Source organism: Vibrio sp. 10N.286.49.E11, assembly GCF_041469505.1.
Classification (GTDB): domain Bacteria; phylum Pseudomonadota; class Gammaproteobacteria; order Enterobacterales; family Vibrionaceae; genus Vibrio; species Vibrio crassostreae_C.
This window is the reverse complement of sequence record NZ_JBFRKQ010000047.1, coordinates 17,226-32,853: the sequence shown is the minus strand read 5'-3', so window position 1 is coordinate 32,853 and position 15,628 is coordinate 17,226. Positions and strand designations below refer to the sequence as shown.

Sequence of the window (15,628 nt, the reverse complement as noted above, 5' to 3'; positions counted from 1 at the left end):
TACCAATCAGGTATAGCGGCTGTGAACGCCGCTTTATACTTCTATTTATATTTCTGTTTCTATTTACAGATCTAAAAGATTGTTAATTCTTAAACTGTGTTTTTTGAACACTCAGAGAACAGGTATCCCTATCGATTTAACGCTGATAAAGCTCTGCGCAAACTGAGTGATTTGAATATGCGTTATCGATGCGTTTTCTATCGATAACTTCGAGTACAAACTCGGGTTTTTCCAATCAATATTAAGGCAGTGCGCTAGCAGTATGCGAATCACACCACCATGAGTAACCAACAATATGTTGTCACTTGAATCATTCAAAAGTTGCGACCAAGCTTGAGTTACTCTGTCGTGGAAGCTCTGTAAACTTTCTGCGCCAGTTAATTGATGATTAGCAGGGTCTTTCCAAAAGGTTTCTAACATTCCCCACTTGTCTTCAAGTTCATCAAATGGGACACCATCTACTTCACCGAAGTTCATTTCCTGAAAACCCGATGCAACTGATAAAGGCACAGACATACGCTCTGCAAACAAGCTCGCGAAATCACCACATCGTCTTAGTGGAGAGCTAACCACGCTATCAAAGGTAATGTCTTGTGTAGTTAGTGCCTCACATATCTGTTCTTGAAGATCAGAGTTGACCAGCACATCAGATAAACCATTGAGCGCAGCTTTTCCTTCGACTTTGCCATGTCTTAACAAATAGATGTTTTTGGTTGTTCCATTGACCATGTGTGCGACCTAGCCTTGAATATCAAGCAAGTGATTAGATGGTTTTAAGTGCAGCGGCAATCCGGCAGCAACCAGCGTGACGCGCTCAACGACGCGAGCTAGCGCTTGGTTCATTCGTCCTGCATTGTCCACAAACAAGCGAGACACTTTACCCAGCGGCACCACACCTAAACCGACTTCGTTAGAGACCATGATAATTTGCGCCGGACTTTGCTCGACGCTTTTGACCAATACTTCAACCACGGCTTCAATCTGTTCATTAGTTGCGTCATCACCCAGTTCAAAGATGATGTTGTTCAACCACAAGGTTAGGCAATCAATCAATACCACATCTTCTTTCTCAAAAGACTGCAGTTTTTCGGCTAATTCGACGGGTACTTCATGCTCAATCCACTGCTCGCCACGACGTTGTTGATGGTGCGCGATTCGTTCTCGCATTTCATCATCAAGATATGTCGCTGTCGCAATATAATTGAGGCGTCCATTTGAACATGCTTCAAGCGCACATAATGCTTGTTGCTCTGCAAAACTAGACTTACCAGAACGAGCCCCGCCCAATACCAAATGGCTGTTTCGCTGACTTGCTTGATTAATTTGATTAGCTTGAATAGTTTCATTCGTGTTGGTCATAGGAAGCCGTTATAGAAAGCCATTGTAAAATGCAGTAATGAATACAAGGTAAGTCAGCAACTCCATTAACTGTTGAGCCGCACCCAAGCAGTCCCCAGTAAAGCCGCCAATTCGAGCCGTTAACCACTTTTTGAAACCTGTTCTGAACAGATAGGCGACGACAGATAAAACCAAAGCGAATTCAAGACCAAACCACAGGCTAGGCAGCACGCCTACAAGCAATAAGAAGGTAAGTTCACCTTTGGTTTGCTTGTTGGCCAATGGTTTACTTTTACTGGTATCTAAATCGCTGACATAAGGCATGTCGTAAATTAGCGATGCAGCAATCGCGCGGCTAAAGGTATAACTGGTCACGATAACCATAAACAGTCCAGTCATGCTCACGAGTTCATTCAACAGCACCCACTTACCCAGCAGAGCCATAACCAGAGCAGACGCGCCATAGGTACCAATTCGACTGTCTTTCATGATGGTCAAACGGCGTTCTAGGGTCATGCCGCCACCAATGCCATCGGCCATATCAGTCAAACCATCTTCATGGAATGCGCCAGTGAGCATCAGGCTAAAACTCATCATCAAAAAGATCGCTACTGCACTCGGCAGTACCACATCAAGTAGCAAGAACACACCGCCACACAGAACACCAAGCAACAAACCAACCGTTGAAAAGTAGCGACCAGAACGGTTCATTCGCTCTGTAGAATAGGGCGTGTTTTTCGGCATTGGCAAGCGAGAAAAGAAACCCATCGCCAGCGCAAAAAGCTCCCACTGATAAGTAACTCGATCTTTCAACGATCTTTCTGGTGCATCACTCATTAAACCGTGACTCCAGCACTTTCGAAGCTCGCCATGTTGTTATAGAACTCGGCTGCCGCACGAATGATTGGCATAGCTAGCGCAGCACCTGTGCCCTCGCCTAATCTCAATCCAAGATCGAGCAGTGGCTCAGCGTCGAGCAGCTCTAACAGAATTTTGTGTCCTGACTCTTCAGAGCGATGGGCGAAGATCATATAGTCTCGGCAGTTTGGTTCAATTAAAGTCGCGACATACGCCGCAACCGACACGATAAAGCCATCGACCAACACTGGTGTTCTGTTTTGGTAAGCGCCAAGGAAGCCACCGACCATTTGAACGATTTCATAGCCACCGACTTGTGCGAGTACCTCTTTAATATCTTTAAGATCTGCAAGCTCTTTAACTTCTTTCGCATCTAAATCTTTGCAACGCGCGACACCTTGCTCAACCACAGCCACTTTACGTGCAAGCTGTTCATTGTTGATGCCAGTGCCTAGGCCAACACACTCCGCTGCAGCACGATTCGCTAATGCACTTAAGATCGCTGATGCGCTGCTGGTATTTCCGATACCCATTTCACCAAACATGATGATATTGGTGCCATTCGAAATGGTTCTAGAGACAAGATCTGTACCCAGTTCAATCCCACGTTCAACCGTTTCTAAACTCATTGCCGCTTCATTGGCAAAGTTATTGGTTCGCGTACCCAAACGCTGAGAGATCAACATGTCACTGTCTGATTCCACAGGCAACAATATCCCCGTGTCGACTACCGTGATATCGATATTATTCACCGCACAGAAACAATTGATCGCCGCGCCACCACTTAAGAAGTTCAACACCATCTGTTGTGTGACGGCACTTGGGGCAATACTCACGCCTTCGTCAGCAATGCCATGGTCGCCAGCAAAAATGATGATACTTGGCTTATTCAATTCGATGTGTTCAACCGCAGCTTCTTTGCCTTGGCTCTGAATCAAAGCCAGTTGATGTGCGACTTTTTCTAGTAAGCCAAGTGCGCCAAGTGGCTTGGTTTTTTGGTCAATTCGGTGTTGGATGTACTGCGAGTATTGGGTATCTAACATAGTTTTTAAAAACGCTTATTCTGGGTACGTTGATATAGGGCTGCTACTTAGGTATTGCTACTTAGGGCGTGCGACAGAAAACACATTGGAAAGCGTGGCGTATTCGCCTCCGCCTAGTCGAGATAAAGGATCAAGTGCTAACGCGTCGATCTTAAGACGCTCACTGTCTTTGTCGATCACGTCTTCGGAAATGTACACGGTTTCGACTTGAGCAAAGATAAGGCTTTGTGGCACTTCTCCAACCTCTTTTACTTCGTACAAGGTGCATCCAAAAGCGACCGCGCACTCTTTCAATCTCGGTAAAGAGAAGCCTTCAAATTCAACCAGATCAATGTTATTCGCGGTGACTTCCGAATCACCATGTTCAAGGGTAGCTGCTGTCGCCGTCATGGTTTCGGCAGAACTTGAAGAAGCAATGTGAATCACTAGCTTACCCGTTTCTAGGGCATTACGAGTGGTATCTTTGATTTCGCCGGACGGCTTCTTCCCAACCGATAACATCAGTAACGGCGGATTACTAGAAACAGGCGTGAAATAAGAGAAAGGCGCGAGGTTGTACTCTTGGTCAGAAGATTCCGTCAATGCCCACGCAATCGGGCGAGGAACAACGGTTTGTGTCATCAGGTGATAGATCTGAGTGGGAGCGAGAGTATCAAGCTTGAGGTTCATAGCACGTCCTTGGTCTATGTGAATTACGACTCAGTTTACGTGTTAAGCAAGGCTGTATCTATGGCTATGTGGCAGAAACCGCAGAGAGTGTTCTTAATTTAAACAGATCACACTGGTTTTTTCTCAGATTGACAGTCAAATTGACGAACCCTAAAACACAAATAATACTGATAATAGATTTATCAATAACTTACATTTTGGCATCGTTTATGCCTTATCTAAATTACTTATTAATCTCTCCATTGATAAGTACCCATACAGTGAATGCCCACAACACTGACGCTACACGAAGAAAGACAATCGATTGAAAGACAAAACAGAACAACGATTTAGGAGGTGTAATGATTCCAAATTCAAGTAAAAGAAAACCAAATAAATCAAGTAAGAAAGCTAGCAAAAAGGTAAGGAAAATCCCACTGTCCTTTACCTAGTAAGAAGCAAGAAAAGTAACAAAGCCCGTCGCCCAGCGGGCTTTGTTATGTTTAACGCCTAACTTAAGTTTCAAACCGCATTTATCTTTCCCACCGCCATTATGTTTCATATCGTACTTATGCTTCAGACCGTACTTATGCGTCGAGCCAAACTAAATCATCTCTTTTTCCATAAACAGGCGACTCCCCACATACTACTGACCACTCGTTTAACAAACTTTTATTCGCTTAAAATTCAAACACTGTTTATATTAAACAAGCACTTGTGGAGTGAAGAAGGGATTAAAATGAGCATTTCTGGAGACAAAACATCGGTCGTGGTGGCTGGTGCAACCGGGTTAATTGGTCATCATGTGATGAAGTTGCTCATCGATGAACCCGCCGTTGATCATATCTATGCCCTATCTCGCCGAGCGTTAGATTCACAGTTTGATTCCAACAAGCTCCACACACTCATTCACAGCGACCTGCAAGTTACCAGTTGGGATGACACGAATGCGACGCCTAATCTTGGCGTTATCTGCTTAGGTACGACTAAGAAAAAGGCAGGATCAAAAGAAGCGCTTCGCAAAATCGATGTGGAACTGGTTAGCCAAGTCGCACAGTCGATGAAGTTTCTTGGGGTTCAACGCGTAGCGGTCGTTTCTAGCTATGGCGCTTCACCAGATTCCTATTCGCACTACCTTCGCTGTAAAGGACAAATGGAACAAAATTTAAAACGTATTGGCTTCAAGCAGCTTTTCATCGCACGCCCTGGGCCTCTGGTGGGTGAGCGTGATGAACCTAGAGCTGATGAAAAACTCCTGCAAAGTGTCTTTCCTCTGCTGTCTCCATTTATGCTTGGTAAGTTCAAAAACCTACGCCCTATTCAGTCGGAAGACGTAGCCAAAGCAATGTTGTTCCGGTTATTCGAAAATAATTTCCAAAATATCGAAATTTACTCGTCAAGTGACATGCTCAATTTATTGGCAAAATATCGCTAAAAAGCTCACCTATTCATCACAATGTTGAATATCCACCCATCCTATTGAGTGGATATTACTAATCGTTCTAATAAATTACTTTTCCTTATTTTACGTTTTGTTACAGGTCGCTACTGTAGCTAACAGTATTTGCGCCCATATATCTAAGCGCCCTATCGATTTAAAGAGATTCATAAGGAAAACAAATGTCATTTTCAGCTATCGCTGCCTTAGCGGTATTCACTGGTATCCTCTTTTTTCTCTACGGACAGCAGAAAAAAGAAAACACACTTTCTCGCCTCGTTTTACTCGGTTTAGTATTTGGTAGCGCATTTGGTCTTGGTCTACAGCTGTTATTTGGTGAAGGCAATCCGGTCATCAACGAAACACTAGACTGGGTAAATATTGTTGGCCGTGGTTATGTTGGCCTACTGAAAATGGTGATCATGCCATTAGTATTGGTTTCAATGATTGCAGCAGTAGTGAAGCTTGAAAAAGGCGGCTCACTGGGCAAGATTTCTGGTATCACCATTTCTGTACTGTTAGCAACAACCGCGATTTCTGCGATTGTTGGTATTGTTGTAACGCAAGCATTCGGCCTGTCTGCTGAAGGTTTAACAGAAGGCGCTCGCGAAACAGCACGTATCGCAACACTTGAAAGCCGCATCGGTAGCGTTTCAGACCTAACAATTCCACAAATGCTGATCAGCTTTATTCCGACTAACCCATTTGCAGACCTAGCGGGGGCTCGCTCTACGTCTATCATCGCGGTTGTTATCTTTGGTGTGCTAACGGGCATCGCTGCTCGTAAAGTGATGGCAGAGAAAGAAGAACTAGAATCTCCAATCCGTACTTTCGTTGAAGCGTCACAATCTATCGTTATGCGCTTAGTTAAGATGATCATGGCACTAACGCCATACGGCATCGCAGCGTTAATGGCGAAGGTAGTTGCAACATCAAGTGCTTCTGACATCCTCAGCCTACTGGGTTTCATCGTTGCATCTTACGTTGCGATTCTACTGATGTTCGTCGTACACGGTGTGTTGGTTTCTTTTGTTGGTGTAAACCCGAAAGAGTACTTCCAAAAGATCTGGCCTGTACTGACGTTCGCTTTCACGTCTCGTAGTTCTGCAGCAACAATTCCACTGAACGTTGAAGCTCAAATCACTAAGCTAAACGTGCCACCAGCGATTGCTAACCTGTCTGCCTCTTTCGGTGCGACGATTGGTCAAAACGGTTGTGCGGGTATCTACCCTGCAATGCTAGCAGTCATGGTTGCGCCTACAGTTGGCATCGACCCAATGGACATCAACTTCATTCTGTCTCTGATTGCCATTATCACAGTGAGCTCATTCGGTATTGCTGGCGTAGGTGGCGGTGCAACGTTCGCGGCGCTTATCGTACTTCCTGCTATGGGCCTTCCTGTAACGATTGCAGCACTGCTTATCTCTATCGAGCCACTTATCGATATGGCACGTACGGCGCTTAACGTATCTGGTGCTATGACAGCCGGTACGATCACAAGCCGCCTATTAGGCAAGAAAGACAAGCAACAAGATCTGGAACAAGCGAACGCTTAATGGGTTCGATTGATTCAAGCACTTGAGTCTCGTTAAACAAAAAAACCGATGCACATGCATCGGTTTTTTATTATCTGTTACTTCTAACTTCCATTACTTCACGAGCAACAGCTTAGAACACAAGTTGAATGACTTTTTCGGCAAGTGCTTCATCGTCGTCTTCACTTAATCCGCTGACACCAATAGCGCCAATCACCTGCCCATTTAATTCAATGGGAACACCGCCTTTAAAGCCAGTGATCTTTGGGTCAGTCCAGTAACTTAAGTCTTTACCAGTTTCTCTCGCCCAAGCACCTAAGTTACCGCTTGGCTGTCTATCTCTTGCAGATGTATAAGCTTTGTTCTGTGCTAACAATCCGGCTTGAACACTCACATTATCCATGCGAATAAACGCCAGTAACTCACCGTGCGTATCACACACGCTCACCGCGATTGCTTGTTGATTACGCTCAGCAATGTCTAGAGCGTTAGACACCAGTTGTTGCGCGATCTTTTGATTCAACATATTCATTCCTTATGGCAGTGCTTGACCACGTGAGTACACGTATAGGTTGTACCACTCTTCACGAGACAGGTTTATCTGAGTCGCGACTGCCGAAGCTTTGATTCGCTCTAGATTTGTGGTGCCAATTACAGGTTGGATACGAGCAGGGTGACGAAGCAAAAATGCCAACACAATCGCTTCACTTTCTACGCCATATTGGTTCGCTAACTGAGCCACGTAGTGCGCTGTCTTTTTCACGTTTTCATGTTCTGAATACAAACCTTGCTCAGCAAATCGGCCTTGTGCCAAACAGCCCCAAGCTTGCAGTTGGATGTTATTCAATTGGCAATGTTCAAGAGTGCCTGCGGCAAAGTCTGATTGATGGTGCCCTTGCGAGTTAATCATCACCCCATCATTCAACCAATCCAATTTGGCTAAGCTCATCTCAACTTGATTCGCGACGATGGGTTGCCCAAACGCAGATTGCAGGTACTGAATTTGATGGCTGTTCATGTTCGACACACCAAAATAATCGACCTTACCTTGCGCTTTTAAGTTCTCTAACGTTCTTGCTAGCTCATCGAGTTCCATCAAAGGGTCAGGGCGGTGCAATAACAGCACATCAAGCTTTTCAGTATTCAATCGATTGAGAATACCGTCTACCGATTGGCCTACCCAATCAGCCGAGAAATCATAACGACCAACATTGCCCTCGCCTTCAAAACGAATCCCACACTTAGATTGAATGAACATCTGTTCTCGCAGATCAGGCGCTTGTTGTAATGCTTGACCAAAGGCTTGCTCAGCTTTGCTGAAGGTATAGATATCCGCATGGTCGAATAAGTTAATGCCCGATTCTAGTGCGGTGCCGATTACGCTTCGTGTTTGAGCAACATCCGCACTCGTCACTGGATTATCATTCCAGCCACCACCTAACCCCATGCAGCCATAGGCAATTTGCCCAACATTCGGTAGATAATTTGATAATGGGATACGTTTTTTGTCATTCGTTTTGTTTGTAGATTCAGTGCTGTTCGTCATATCGATTCTCGCTTAGAAGATTTGCTGACCAGAAATATGCCTCTATCATATTGTTCTTTTTAAAAAACAGAATATGCTAGTTACGAAATGATTGTTTGATATGACGAACAATAGATTGGTAGGAACGCGCGAATGAACGAACACAAAAGAATAGAACGACTGATCCTGTTTGTAGAACTTGCTCAGCAACTCAACTTTACCAAGGCAGCCGAAAAGCTCGGTATCTCTAAGAGCTACCTTTCTGAACAGATCAAACGTTTAGAGAACGATTTACAGTGCCCGCTTTTGGTCAGAACCACTCGCAGTGTTCGTTTAACCCAAGAAGGCGAACGCGCGTTACAACAAGGCTTAACGATTCGCTCGCAAGTCTTACAGCTTGAACGCAGTGTTTCTGAGCAACACGACATCGTCAAAGGCCTATTACGCCTCACTGCGCCAAAGATGTTTACTGAGGTATATCTATTCGATATCTGCCAACAGTTTAGGCAGCAATACCCTGAGATTCGTTTCGAGATAAACAGTAGCTACACCAACTTTAATCTCAATCAAGATGATATCGATATCGCGTTTCGTGCCACCAATACGCCACCTGACAACATGGTGGCGAAACACTTGATTAGCTATCAACATGATTTAGTCGCGACTCCCGGTTATCTTAACCAATTTGGTCGCCCTACCAATGTGAGTGACTTAAGTGATCATCAATGCTTAGCAACTCTGCACCAAACCGAGTGGCCTTTAAAATCGGTAAATATTGATGTGTCCGGCTGGCTTTCAAGTAATGACAACCACCTGCTTAAGCAACAAGCTATGGCAGGCAGTGGCATCATCCGTATTGCAAGTTACTACGTTGCGAAAGAGGTCGAACTGGGAGAATTAGAGCGAGTGCTGCCTGATGAATGTCTGCAACAAGGCAACAGTATTTATCTGTTCTATCCGCAAGTTATTTATCCGGCAAAGAAACACCAAGTGTTCGTTAAATTTGTTCAGAATTACTTTGAAAGCTTAAGTCGATAAAATGATGCACAGCTCACTAGGGCTTGTTGGTTTCATCTGGCCAACATATTCGTCGTAGCGAGCTCTACTTCAACCTCTTCGGCTGAATGTGATACCAGTGAAAGTCGACTATATGGCCGATCTACTTTCAAGCCTACTCGTCCTAGTTCTTTTATTTTTTCTTGCTCTTACATTTACATTAATACCTAAACATTCACTCTACGAATCGTTTTTTATTGACTTAAAAATGAAATCATAACGACACACTAATTTGCGTAACTTAGGGTGCAAATAGGCAATCAGATTACAGTGCCTATCAGGAGGATGTATGAAACCAAATCGATCTACGGTACTCACTGGACATGTAAAACACTGCCCATGCTGCTCTACCGAACTGGTCATCAAAGACCACATTCACGTTTGCCCGCGCAATGAAATTGGCGACTGTTACTTCGATGGCTATGACCAACACGAACAGCGCGCTAATACCGATTTTATCGATCATGCAAGTGCCAATGATAGCCTTGTTTACGGCATGTCAGAACACTAAGCGTTATTCAAGATTTGTTGAAGTCATTTCGCGCCAAAAAAAATGCAGCGCCAATCGAGTGATTGTTCGCTGCATTCTTAGATCCTGTAAACTTAGCTAACCATTAAAATAGAGCTAGGTAAAACGGATTACCACATTAGATCATCTGGGATCACGAAGTCTTTGTACGGGTCATCTTCGTCTACTTCGTCTGTGCTACCTGCCTGCGTATCAACGATAGATTCTTCGTCGCGCATAGCAATCTTGTTCGCTACTGCTGTTGGAATAACAACATAGCTCTCGCCTTGACGAGCAATACTTAGAATGCCTTTACTTAGTTGCTTTTGAGTCAGCTCTTCTACGTAAAGATATTTAACTAGCGTACCGTCGGTGAAGTTGTATTTGATCTCACCGTTCTTCTGTTCGATCTTGTTCATCTCAATCAGTTGCTTCACTTGAGCTTTAATTTCTTTGCTCAACTGTTGTTCTTTCAACTGTTGGTTTAGCTCTTTGTCTTTCGCTTGCTGCGCCAGTTTAGTTTCTTCAGCTGCCGCTTTTGCTTCACGAGACTGAACGCGAGACTTTTTAGAGCCTTTCTTCGCCTTCTTTAATTTTTTCTCATTTACCAAGCCAGCTTTAAGCATCTGCTCTTGGAGTGTTAACTTTGCCATGACTTTCCCAGTTCAGGATTAAAAACGGCACTATCATACCTGTTTTTGAGGTTTCTGTTTACTGAACAAGAGTAAATTACAGAACAATCGCAAAATTTGTGCTGATAGATCTAAGCTGTCGCCACAATCCCTTCTAGTTGCTCACAATCTCTGCTCTCCCCGAACAAACAGTTTTGATTTAAGCATGACAACATTGGCTGTTCTACCGACTCGAAAGCATTACCTGACTCTATTATTCGCGCGCGGACCATTTATCATTCCAACAAGACAATATGTTAATTTTCAATAATTAATCAATTTTATAAAATCTGGCATATGTCTAATATTTGAATAAATACCATAGAGTTATAACTCCAATGTCATAACTCTTGACTACGTTATTCTAGACATCAATCAATAAGGATAACGTAAACGATGAAAACTCAATGGACTTGGTTAGCTGCACTTGTGGCATCCACATCAATCGCTTCGACCTCTGCCATAGCAGACACTGACGTGTATCTCACCAATAACACCAATCAAGTGATGACCATTCAAGCCAACCACACCGGTACCGACCTGCTTCAACTTGGGGATGAGTGGCAACAGCATGTTGAACAGATTGCTCCTTGGGAGACGAAGAAGCTGATCAGTTTTAACCGCTGGACTGGTGTGAAATCTGGGAAGACCTATGAGTTTGACACTGTGATATCGAACGCTGTGGGCGAGAGTGTCACGCTCAACCAAACCATGAAGGGACATTGGTATAACTCGACACTGCAACATGGTTTGAGTGCTGCAGACGTCAACCTAACATTGCATGACGATCGTAATATTCATCGCAGCACAACCGATGCCTTCGGGGTCAACGCAGAGCTAGCCCTCAAAGCCGATTCTACAGCGCGCTACGATGATATTTATTACACCATCACCCCTCCAAAAGTGGATGAGCAACCAGAGCCGGATGCCAATACACTCAAGGTCATGACCTACAACATCTGGGCGCTGCCTGCCATCGCTTCGCATATTGGTGATCGCTACGATCTTCTCCCTCAATACGTAAAAGGCTACGACGTGTTGGCGCTTCAAGAGGTGTTTGCCAACGGCAGAGATGAGTTCTTGCGTGAACTTGCGAAAGAGTATCCTTATCAAACTAAAATGCTCGATAAAGATGGGATTAACATATACGACGGTGGTGTGATCATTGTCAGCCGCTATCCTATCGTTAACGAAGCTCAGTATGTTTTCCCTGATTGTACGGGCACTGATTGCTTTGCAGATAAAGGCGTTAACTACGCGGAAGTGATCAAGAATGGTCAGGCTTACCATGTTTTCGGTACCCACACGGCATCATTCGATACGGACACCGCTCGTGATTACCGACAACGTCAATTCAAGCAGATGCGTGCACTGGCGCAGTCTCTGAATATCCCGGCATCAGAAACTGTGGTTTACAGCGGTGACTTCAACGTGAACAAGCTCAAGTTCCCAGGCGACTATCAACAGATGTTTGCTAACCTGCAGGCTGAAGAGCCACAATATTCAGGTTACACCGCTTCTACCTTTGACCCACGCATCAACAACTTTGCGGGAGAGCCTATGTCGGGTGGCGAAAACGTTGAGTATCTCGATTATGTGGTAGTGAGCTCAGAGTATGTCGCTAAAGCGCATAACTACAATCGCGTGGATGTCCCAAGATCAACAAGCAGTGAGTTATGGAAGCACTACAACCTTTCAGACCACTTCCCTGTTAGCGCCGTGATCAAGTAACTCGGTGAACCAATAATGCATCGAGTTATATTAATCCTAATGCTCGTCTTAACGGCGAGCATTATTTGCTATTCGTGGTCATCAAAAACGAACGAAACAGCGCTATCTTCTGCTCAACACACAGAACCTAAGCCGCGTGTTTCTACGACAACTAATGACGATAATTCCACGCCTACTGCAACCGCTAGTTCGGAAAACTCCGCATCGAACAGCAATCAAGCCCAAGCCGGAGCACTGGACGGTAAAATTCTTGCTGAAAACTTGAGTGAGCTTGAAGGCAAGGCTTTGTTCGATGAACTCGATGGGTTCTGGAAGCTTTGCCAACAACGCGATGACTGCGCAGAGCAACTCGCACGATTGAAATCAGAATTGCCGGGCATATGGTTTGAGTTACTGAGCGACTATCCGCAGCTATCGGCTGACTGGCAATTAACACAAAGCACTATCCCACTTGAATCCATAGAGACTCTTGAAGATCGTGTTGCCTTATTCAAGCAATCTGCACAACAAGTATGGGGAGAGTTGGCCCACCAGCTATTCGCTGACCAGTTTGCTCATCTGGATTTTACGCTTGACGCTAACACCCTTGAAAAGAACGAAGCGAGCCAGTTTTTGGCCAACTATCAAGATTTGCTTAGTGAATGGCAAAACAATACGGGCACGTTAAACGCCGAAACACAGCTTCAAAAATATGAACTGGCAGTATCTTTGATACCCAGCAGCTATAGCCCTGCTGAAGTAGCATCAGTCAAAGCCGACCTTCAAGATGCCTACTTAGATGAAGCGCAGGCCAGCAACATTGCCGCGCGAGAACAACAAGTCGCACAACAGCAACAAACCGTGATGAGTTATCACGAGCAACTGGATCAGCTCAAAGCGACCTTAGACTCTCAGCGCTCATCAAGTTATGCCACTTGGATTCAACAAGATTGGGACAGTTATTATCAACAGCAAGTCACCGATTTCAGGGAGCAGTTCTTTAGCAAGTAACGCCTTAACTTAAACCATCACGAAACTGAGCGGGCGTTTTATTGAGCCAACCTTTAAACGCCCTTCTGAAATTTGCAGGGTCGCTATAACCGAGCCTTTCACCGATGTCATCAATGCTCATGGTTGTGCCGAGTAATAGCTCTTTGGCCAGCTCCACTCGAACTTCGGTAAGCAATATTTGGTAACTGGATTCATGGGTCACTAGCTCTCGCCTGAGTGTACGAGAGCTACAACCAAACTCATCCGCGAGTTGTTCAATATTCGGGAAACTGCCTGCGGTTTGATAAAAGATCGTTTTGATTTGGTTAGTCAGCAGATGCTCAGAGTCCAGCGTTTCCACTATCGACTGGCAAGACGCAAGATAGCGCTTCAGTGTTGCGGCATCATGAGTCAATAAGGTTTGTGATAAAACCGAGGCATCAAAACGCAGTTCACAATGGTTTTGTTCAAAAATCACCGGGCACTGGAAACGCTCGTCATAAAGCTTGGTGTAATTAGGGCGAGCATAAGGCAAAGCCAAAGTATGAATATCCAACTCATGACCAGTCAGTTCTTTGAACAAAGAGACGATTGAACTCAAGAAATACTCACTGCAGAAAGGTAGGAGATCGCCCACTTCCAAGGTGTTCTCAATCTGAATCACTGCTTGCTCGGAATCTAGAAATAATTTAACCGAGAAAATAGGACCATTCAGGCGCAGATATTTAAAGCCCGACTTGATGGCCTCCCCGACATTTTGACTGGTCGATAGCGCATAACCCAACACACCAAAGTGGCTCAAGCTAGCGTGTTCCCCCAGCCAAAGCCCTAAGCCATCGTGAGGAAAGCTCTGATTCGCCGCGCTAAATAACGCAAGTTTATCAGCGTAAGTCAGCTTTCCATTCGGGTCTCGCCAATCCATGTTCGGCAAACCCACATCATTGAGTAGCCTTTCAATATCGATACCTCGTTGCTCTAACGTATTCAACAGCAGCGCGATATCTAATGTACCCAACTGATGCCGATGTCCGGTCGGCTTATACTCCGCAATAATCTCCAATCGTCTCTCCTTATATCGAGCCCATTCCCATAAACATGACTACTCAGCTTCAACAACACTACTAACAAAATCGTGATTGGTAACGCGCTCTTGTCCGAATATGACCTCCCAATTCTACGCTACTCATCGCACAATGGCTTTAGTTGTTAAATTAATGTGAACCATCGCAATGATAAAAACGAACCCAGCCCCACACAGTTTGATTGATTCTAATGGTCAGCCGATCATTGGACATTTCGATGGCATCCCCAAACACCTGAACATCGAGAGCTTTGACTACCGAAACTCGATGGATGCAAAAGCAAATCTTTGGCAGAAGCACTTCCACTACAAACAATTTCAATTTGTCAGCATCGTCACCGACACGCACATTATTGGTGTCGCTATCGCGGATATTCGCTACTTGGGCTCGGCATTTTGTTATCTGTACGATATTGAAAACAACCATCTAGAAGAGTCATCTTGGTTGAGGCCATTAGGGTTTGATAAGCATGTAACGCCTTCACCATTTGAAGGAAAGACAAGCATTGCAGATCAAAGCATTGCTTTCTATATCGAGGGCGGACAATGGCGAGTTCGCTTGAATACGAAATTCATCAAGGCCGATATTTCTTTAGAGCCTGAAACCGACAGCTTGCCCATGGCGATGTGCAGCCCAACGGGTTATTCAGGTTGGACTTACACCCAAAAGCACAATGCTTTGCGCATCAGCGGTGAAATCCAAATCAAAGGAGAATCACTCGTTCTCGAACAAGCTCATGCTGGTTATGACTTTTCAGCGGGTTACATGAGACGTGAAACCAGTTGGCGCTGGGCAAGTATCAACACGCAATCCAATGGCACAGATATTGGCCTAAATCTCGCTGCGGGCGTGAATGAGACTGGAGGCTGCGAAAACGTATTGTGGGTCAGTGGAACCAGACACTTACTTAACCCGGTACAGTTTACGTTTAGTCGCCAAGACACGAATTTACCTTGGCAGATAACATCACAAGATGGACGTATAAACCTGACCTTTACGCCCTTAAATAACCGCAGCGAAAAGCTCAATTTATGGCTGTTAAAGAGTAACTTTCGTCAGTTCATTGGTCACTTTTCTGGCTCGATTGAAGACAACAATGGAGTGACACATCAACTCGATGGTGTTCTTGGCCTAACAGAAGATCACTTTGCTCGCTGGTAACGTAATTCTGCTGATTGAATCTCAGGCGAGCAAGTCTAAGTAAACTTGATACTAAGAACGCGTAT

16 protein-coding genes are annotated in these 15,628 nt (G+C 44.7%); 7 read left to right on the top strand and 9 right to left on the bottom strand.

Features of this window, described 5'->3' with window-relative positions; genetic code table 11:
• Positions 1 to 111: 111 nt before the first annotated feature.
• From cobC to AB4167_RS11055, 5 genes are read right to left on the bottom strand one after another with little or no spacing between them, the layout of a single operon-like run.
• The gene (gene cobC / locus AB4167_RS11075; RefSeq protein WP_136978786.1) at positions 112 to 729 is read right to left on the bottom strand and encodes an alpha-ribazole phosphatase family protein; all 618 of its coding nucleotides are present in this window, start codon (positions 727 to 729) and stop codon (positions 112 to 114) included.
• A gap of 9 nt (positions 730 to 738) precedes the next feature.
• Complete coding sequence (cobU, locus tag AB4167_RS11070) at positions 739 to 1,359, bottom strand: bifunctional adenosylcobinamide kinase/adenosylcobinamide-phosphate guanylyltransferase (RefSeq protein WP_136978788.1); 621 nt, start codon at positions 1,357 to 1,359, stop codon at positions 739 to 741.
• A 9-nt stretch (positions 1,360 to 1,368) separates the two neighbouring features.
• A complete protein-coding gene (locus tag AB4167_RS11065; RefSeq protein WP_372136533.1) occupies positions 1,369 to 2,175 on the bottom strand; it encodes an adenosylcobinamide-GDP ribazoletransferase in 807 nt (268 codons plus the stop codon).
• Complete coding sequence (gene cobT, locus AB4167_RS11060) at positions 2,175 to 3,239, bottom strand: nicotinate-nucleotide--dimethylbenzimidazole phosphoribosyltransferase (RefSeq protein WP_372136532.1); 1,065 nt, start codon at positions 3,237 to 3,239, stop codon at positions 2,175 to 2,177. The genes AB4167_RS11065 and cobT overlap by 1 nt, the downstream gene beginning before the upstream one ends.
• 57 nt (positions 3,240 to 3,296) lie before the next feature.
• On the bottom strand, positions 3,297 to 3,908 hold the full coding sequence (locus tag AB4167_RS11055; protein ID WP_017065519.1) for a flavin reductase family protein: 612 nt from the start codon (positions 3,906 to 3,908) through the stop codon (positions 3,297 to 3,299).
• A 718-nt stretch (positions 3,909 to 4,626) separates the two neighbouring features.
• Between AB4167_RS11055 and AB4167_RS11050 the strand changes: the two genes are divergently transcribed.
• Both AB4167_RS11050 and AB4167_RS11045 read left to right on the top strand, forming a co-directional pair.
• A complete protein-coding gene (locus tag AB4167_RS11050; RefSeq protein ID WP_017059149.1) occupies positions 4,627 to 5,322 on the top strand; it encodes an NAD-dependent epimerase/dehydratase family protein in 696 nt (231 codons plus the stop codon).
• 185 nt (positions 5,323 to 5,507) lie between these two features.
• A complete protein-coding gene (locus tag AB4167_RS11045) occupies positions 5,508 to 6,881 on the top strand; it encodes an L-cystine transporter (RefSeq protein ID WP_372136531.1) in 1,374 nt (457 codons plus the stop codon).
• A 112-nt stretch (positions 6,882 to 6,993) separates the two neighbouring features.
• Here AB4167_RS11045 and AB4167_RS11040 read toward each other — a convergent pair whose 3' ends face one another.
• On the bottom strand, positions 6,994 to 7,386 hold the full coding sequence (locus tag AB4167_RS11040; RefSeq protein WP_017066157.1) for a heme-binding protein: 393 nt from the start codon (positions 7,384 to 7,386) through the stop codon (positions 6,994 to 6,996).
• Between the two features lie 9 nt (positions 7,387 to 7,395).
• Positions 7,396 to 8,406, bottom strand: a complete 1,011-nt coding sequence (locus tag AB4167_RS11035) for an aldo/keto reductase family oxidoreductase (protein WP_372136530.1) — start codon at positions 8,404 to 8,406, stop codon at positions 7,396 to 7,398.
• 132 nt (positions 8,407 to 8,538) lie between these two features.
• On the opposite strand from AB4167_RS11035, the gene AB4167_RS11030 reads away from it, so the two are divergent.
• On the top strand, positions 8,539 to 9,423 hold the full coding sequence (locus AB4167_RS11030; RefSeq protein ID WP_102393873.1) for a LysR family transcriptional regulator: 885 nt from the start codon (positions 8,539 to 8,541) through the stop codon (positions 9,421 to 9,423).
• Positions 9,424 to 9,730: 307 nt separating this feature from the next.
• Complete coding sequence (locus AB4167_RS11025) at positions 9,731 to 9,952, top strand: hypothetical protein (protein ID WP_017059142.1); 222 nt, start codon at positions 9,731 to 9,733, stop codon at positions 9,950 to 9,952.
• A 128-nt stretch (positions 9,953 to 10,080) separates the two neighbouring features.
• Here AB4167_RS11025 and AB4167_RS11020 read toward each other — a convergent pair whose 3' ends face one another.
• Positions 10,081 to 10,602, bottom strand: coding sequence for a DUF2058 domain-containing protein (locus tag AB4167_RS11020; protein WP_010441213.1), 522 nt, complete (start codon positions 10,600 to 10,602; stop codon positions 10,081 to 10,083).
• A gap of 414 nt (positions 10,603 to 11,016) precedes the next feature.
• On the opposite strand from AB4167_RS11020, the gene AB4167_RS11015 reads away from it, so the two are divergent.
• Positions 11,017 to 12,351 carry a sphingomyelin phosphodiesterase gene (locus AB4167_RS11015; protein ID WP_372136529.1) on the top strand — a complete coding sequence of 445 codons (1,335 nt, stop codon included), beginning with the start codon at positions 11,017 to 11,019 and terminating at the stop codon, positions 12,349 to 12,351.
• 39 nt (positions 12,352 to 12,390) lie between these two features.
• Positions 12,391 to 13,341, top strand: coding sequence for a chromosome partitioning protein ParA (locus tag AB4167_RS11010; RefSeq protein ID WP_372136547.1), 951 nt, complete (start codon positions 12,391 to 12,393; stop codon positions 13,339 to 13,341).
• A 4-nt stretch (positions 13,342 to 13,345) separates the two neighbouring features.
• Here the strand turns inward: AB4167_RS11010 and AB4167_RS11005 are convergent, their stop codons facing one another.
• Positions 13,346 to 14,380, bottom strand: a complete 1,035-nt coding sequence (locus tag AB4167_RS11005; RefSeq protein ID WP_372136528.1) for an AraC family transcriptional regulator — start codon at positions 14,378 to 14,380, stop codon at positions 13,346 to 13,348.
• 169 nt (positions 14,381 to 14,549) lie between these two features.
• On the opposite strand from AB4167_RS11005, the gene AB4167_RS11000 reads away from it, so the two are divergent.
• Positions 14,550 to 15,563 (top strand): DUF2804 domain-containing protein, encoded by a 1,014-nt coding sequence (locus tag AB4167_RS11000; RefSeq protein WP_372136527.1) that lies wholly within the window; start codon positions 14,550 to 14,552, stop codon positions 15,561 to 15,563.
• The last annotated feature ends 65 nt before the right edge of the window (positions 15,564 to 15,628 follow it).

What these genes read in the sequence shown, in the direction of transcription:
- cobC (WP_136978786.1), bottom strand. Translation starts at nt 729, where the DNA reads ATGGTCAATGGAACAACCAAAAACATCTATTTGTTAAGACATGGCAAA.
- cobU (WP_136978788.1), bottom strand. Translation starts at nt 1,359, where the DNA reads ATGACCAACACGAATGAAACTATTCAAGCTAATCAAATTAATCAAGCA.
- AB4167_RS11065 (WP_372136533.1), bottom strand. Translation starts at nt 2,175, where the DNA reads ATGAGTGATGCACCAGAAAGATCGTTGAAAGATCGAGTTACTTATCAG.
- cobT (WP_372136532.1), bottom strand. Translation starts at nt 3,239, where the DNA reads ATGTTAGATACCCAATACTCGCAGTACATCCAACACCGAATTGACCAA.
- AB4167_RS11055 (WP_017065519.1), bottom strand. Translation starts at nt 3,908, where the DNA reads ATGAACCTCAAGCTTGATACTCTCGCTCCCACTCAGATCTATCACCTG.
- AB4167_RS11050 (WP_017059149.1), top strand. Translation starts at nt 4,627, where the DNA reads ATGAGCATTTCTGGAGACAAAACATCGGTCGTGGTGGCTGGTGCAACC.
- AB4167_RS11045 (WP_372136531.1), top strand. Translation starts at nt 5,508, where the DNA reads ATGTCATTTTCAGCTATCGCTGCCTTAGCGGTATTCACTGGTATCCTC.
- AB4167_RS11040 (WP_017066157.1), bottom strand. Translation starts at nt 7,386, where the DNA reads ATGTTGAATCAAAAGATCGCGCAACAACTGGTGTCTAACGCTCTAGAC.
- AB4167_RS11035 (WP_372136530.1), bottom strand. Translation starts at nt 8,406, where the DNA reads ATGACGAACAGCACTGAATCTACAAACAAAACGAATGACAAAAAACGT.
- AB4167_RS11030 (WP_102393873.1), top strand. Translation starts at nt 8,539, where the DNA reads ATGAACGAACACAAAAGAATAGAACGACTGATCCTGTTTGTAGAACTT.
- AB4167_RS11025 (WP_017059142.1), top strand. Translation starts at nt 9,731, where the DNA reads ATGAAACCAAATCGATCTACGGTACTCACTGGACATGTAAAACACTGC.
- AB4167_RS11020 (WP_010441213.1), bottom strand. Translation starts at nt 10,602, where the DNA reads ATGGCAAAGTTAACACTCCAAGAGCAGATGCTTAAAGCTGGCTTGGTA.
- AB4167_RS11015 (WP_372136529.1), top strand. Translation starts at nt 11,017, where the DNA reads ATGAAAACTCAATGGACTTGGTTAGCTGCACTTGTGGCATCCACATCA.
- AB4167_RS11010 (WP_372136547.1), top strand. Translation starts at nt 12,391, where the DNA reads ATGCTCGTCTTAACGGCGAGCATTATTTGCTATTCGTGGTCATCAAAA.
- AB4167_RS11000 (WP_372136527.1), top strand. Translation starts at nt 14,550, where the DNA reads ATGATAAAAACGAACCCAGCCCCACACAGTTTGATTGATTCTAATGGT.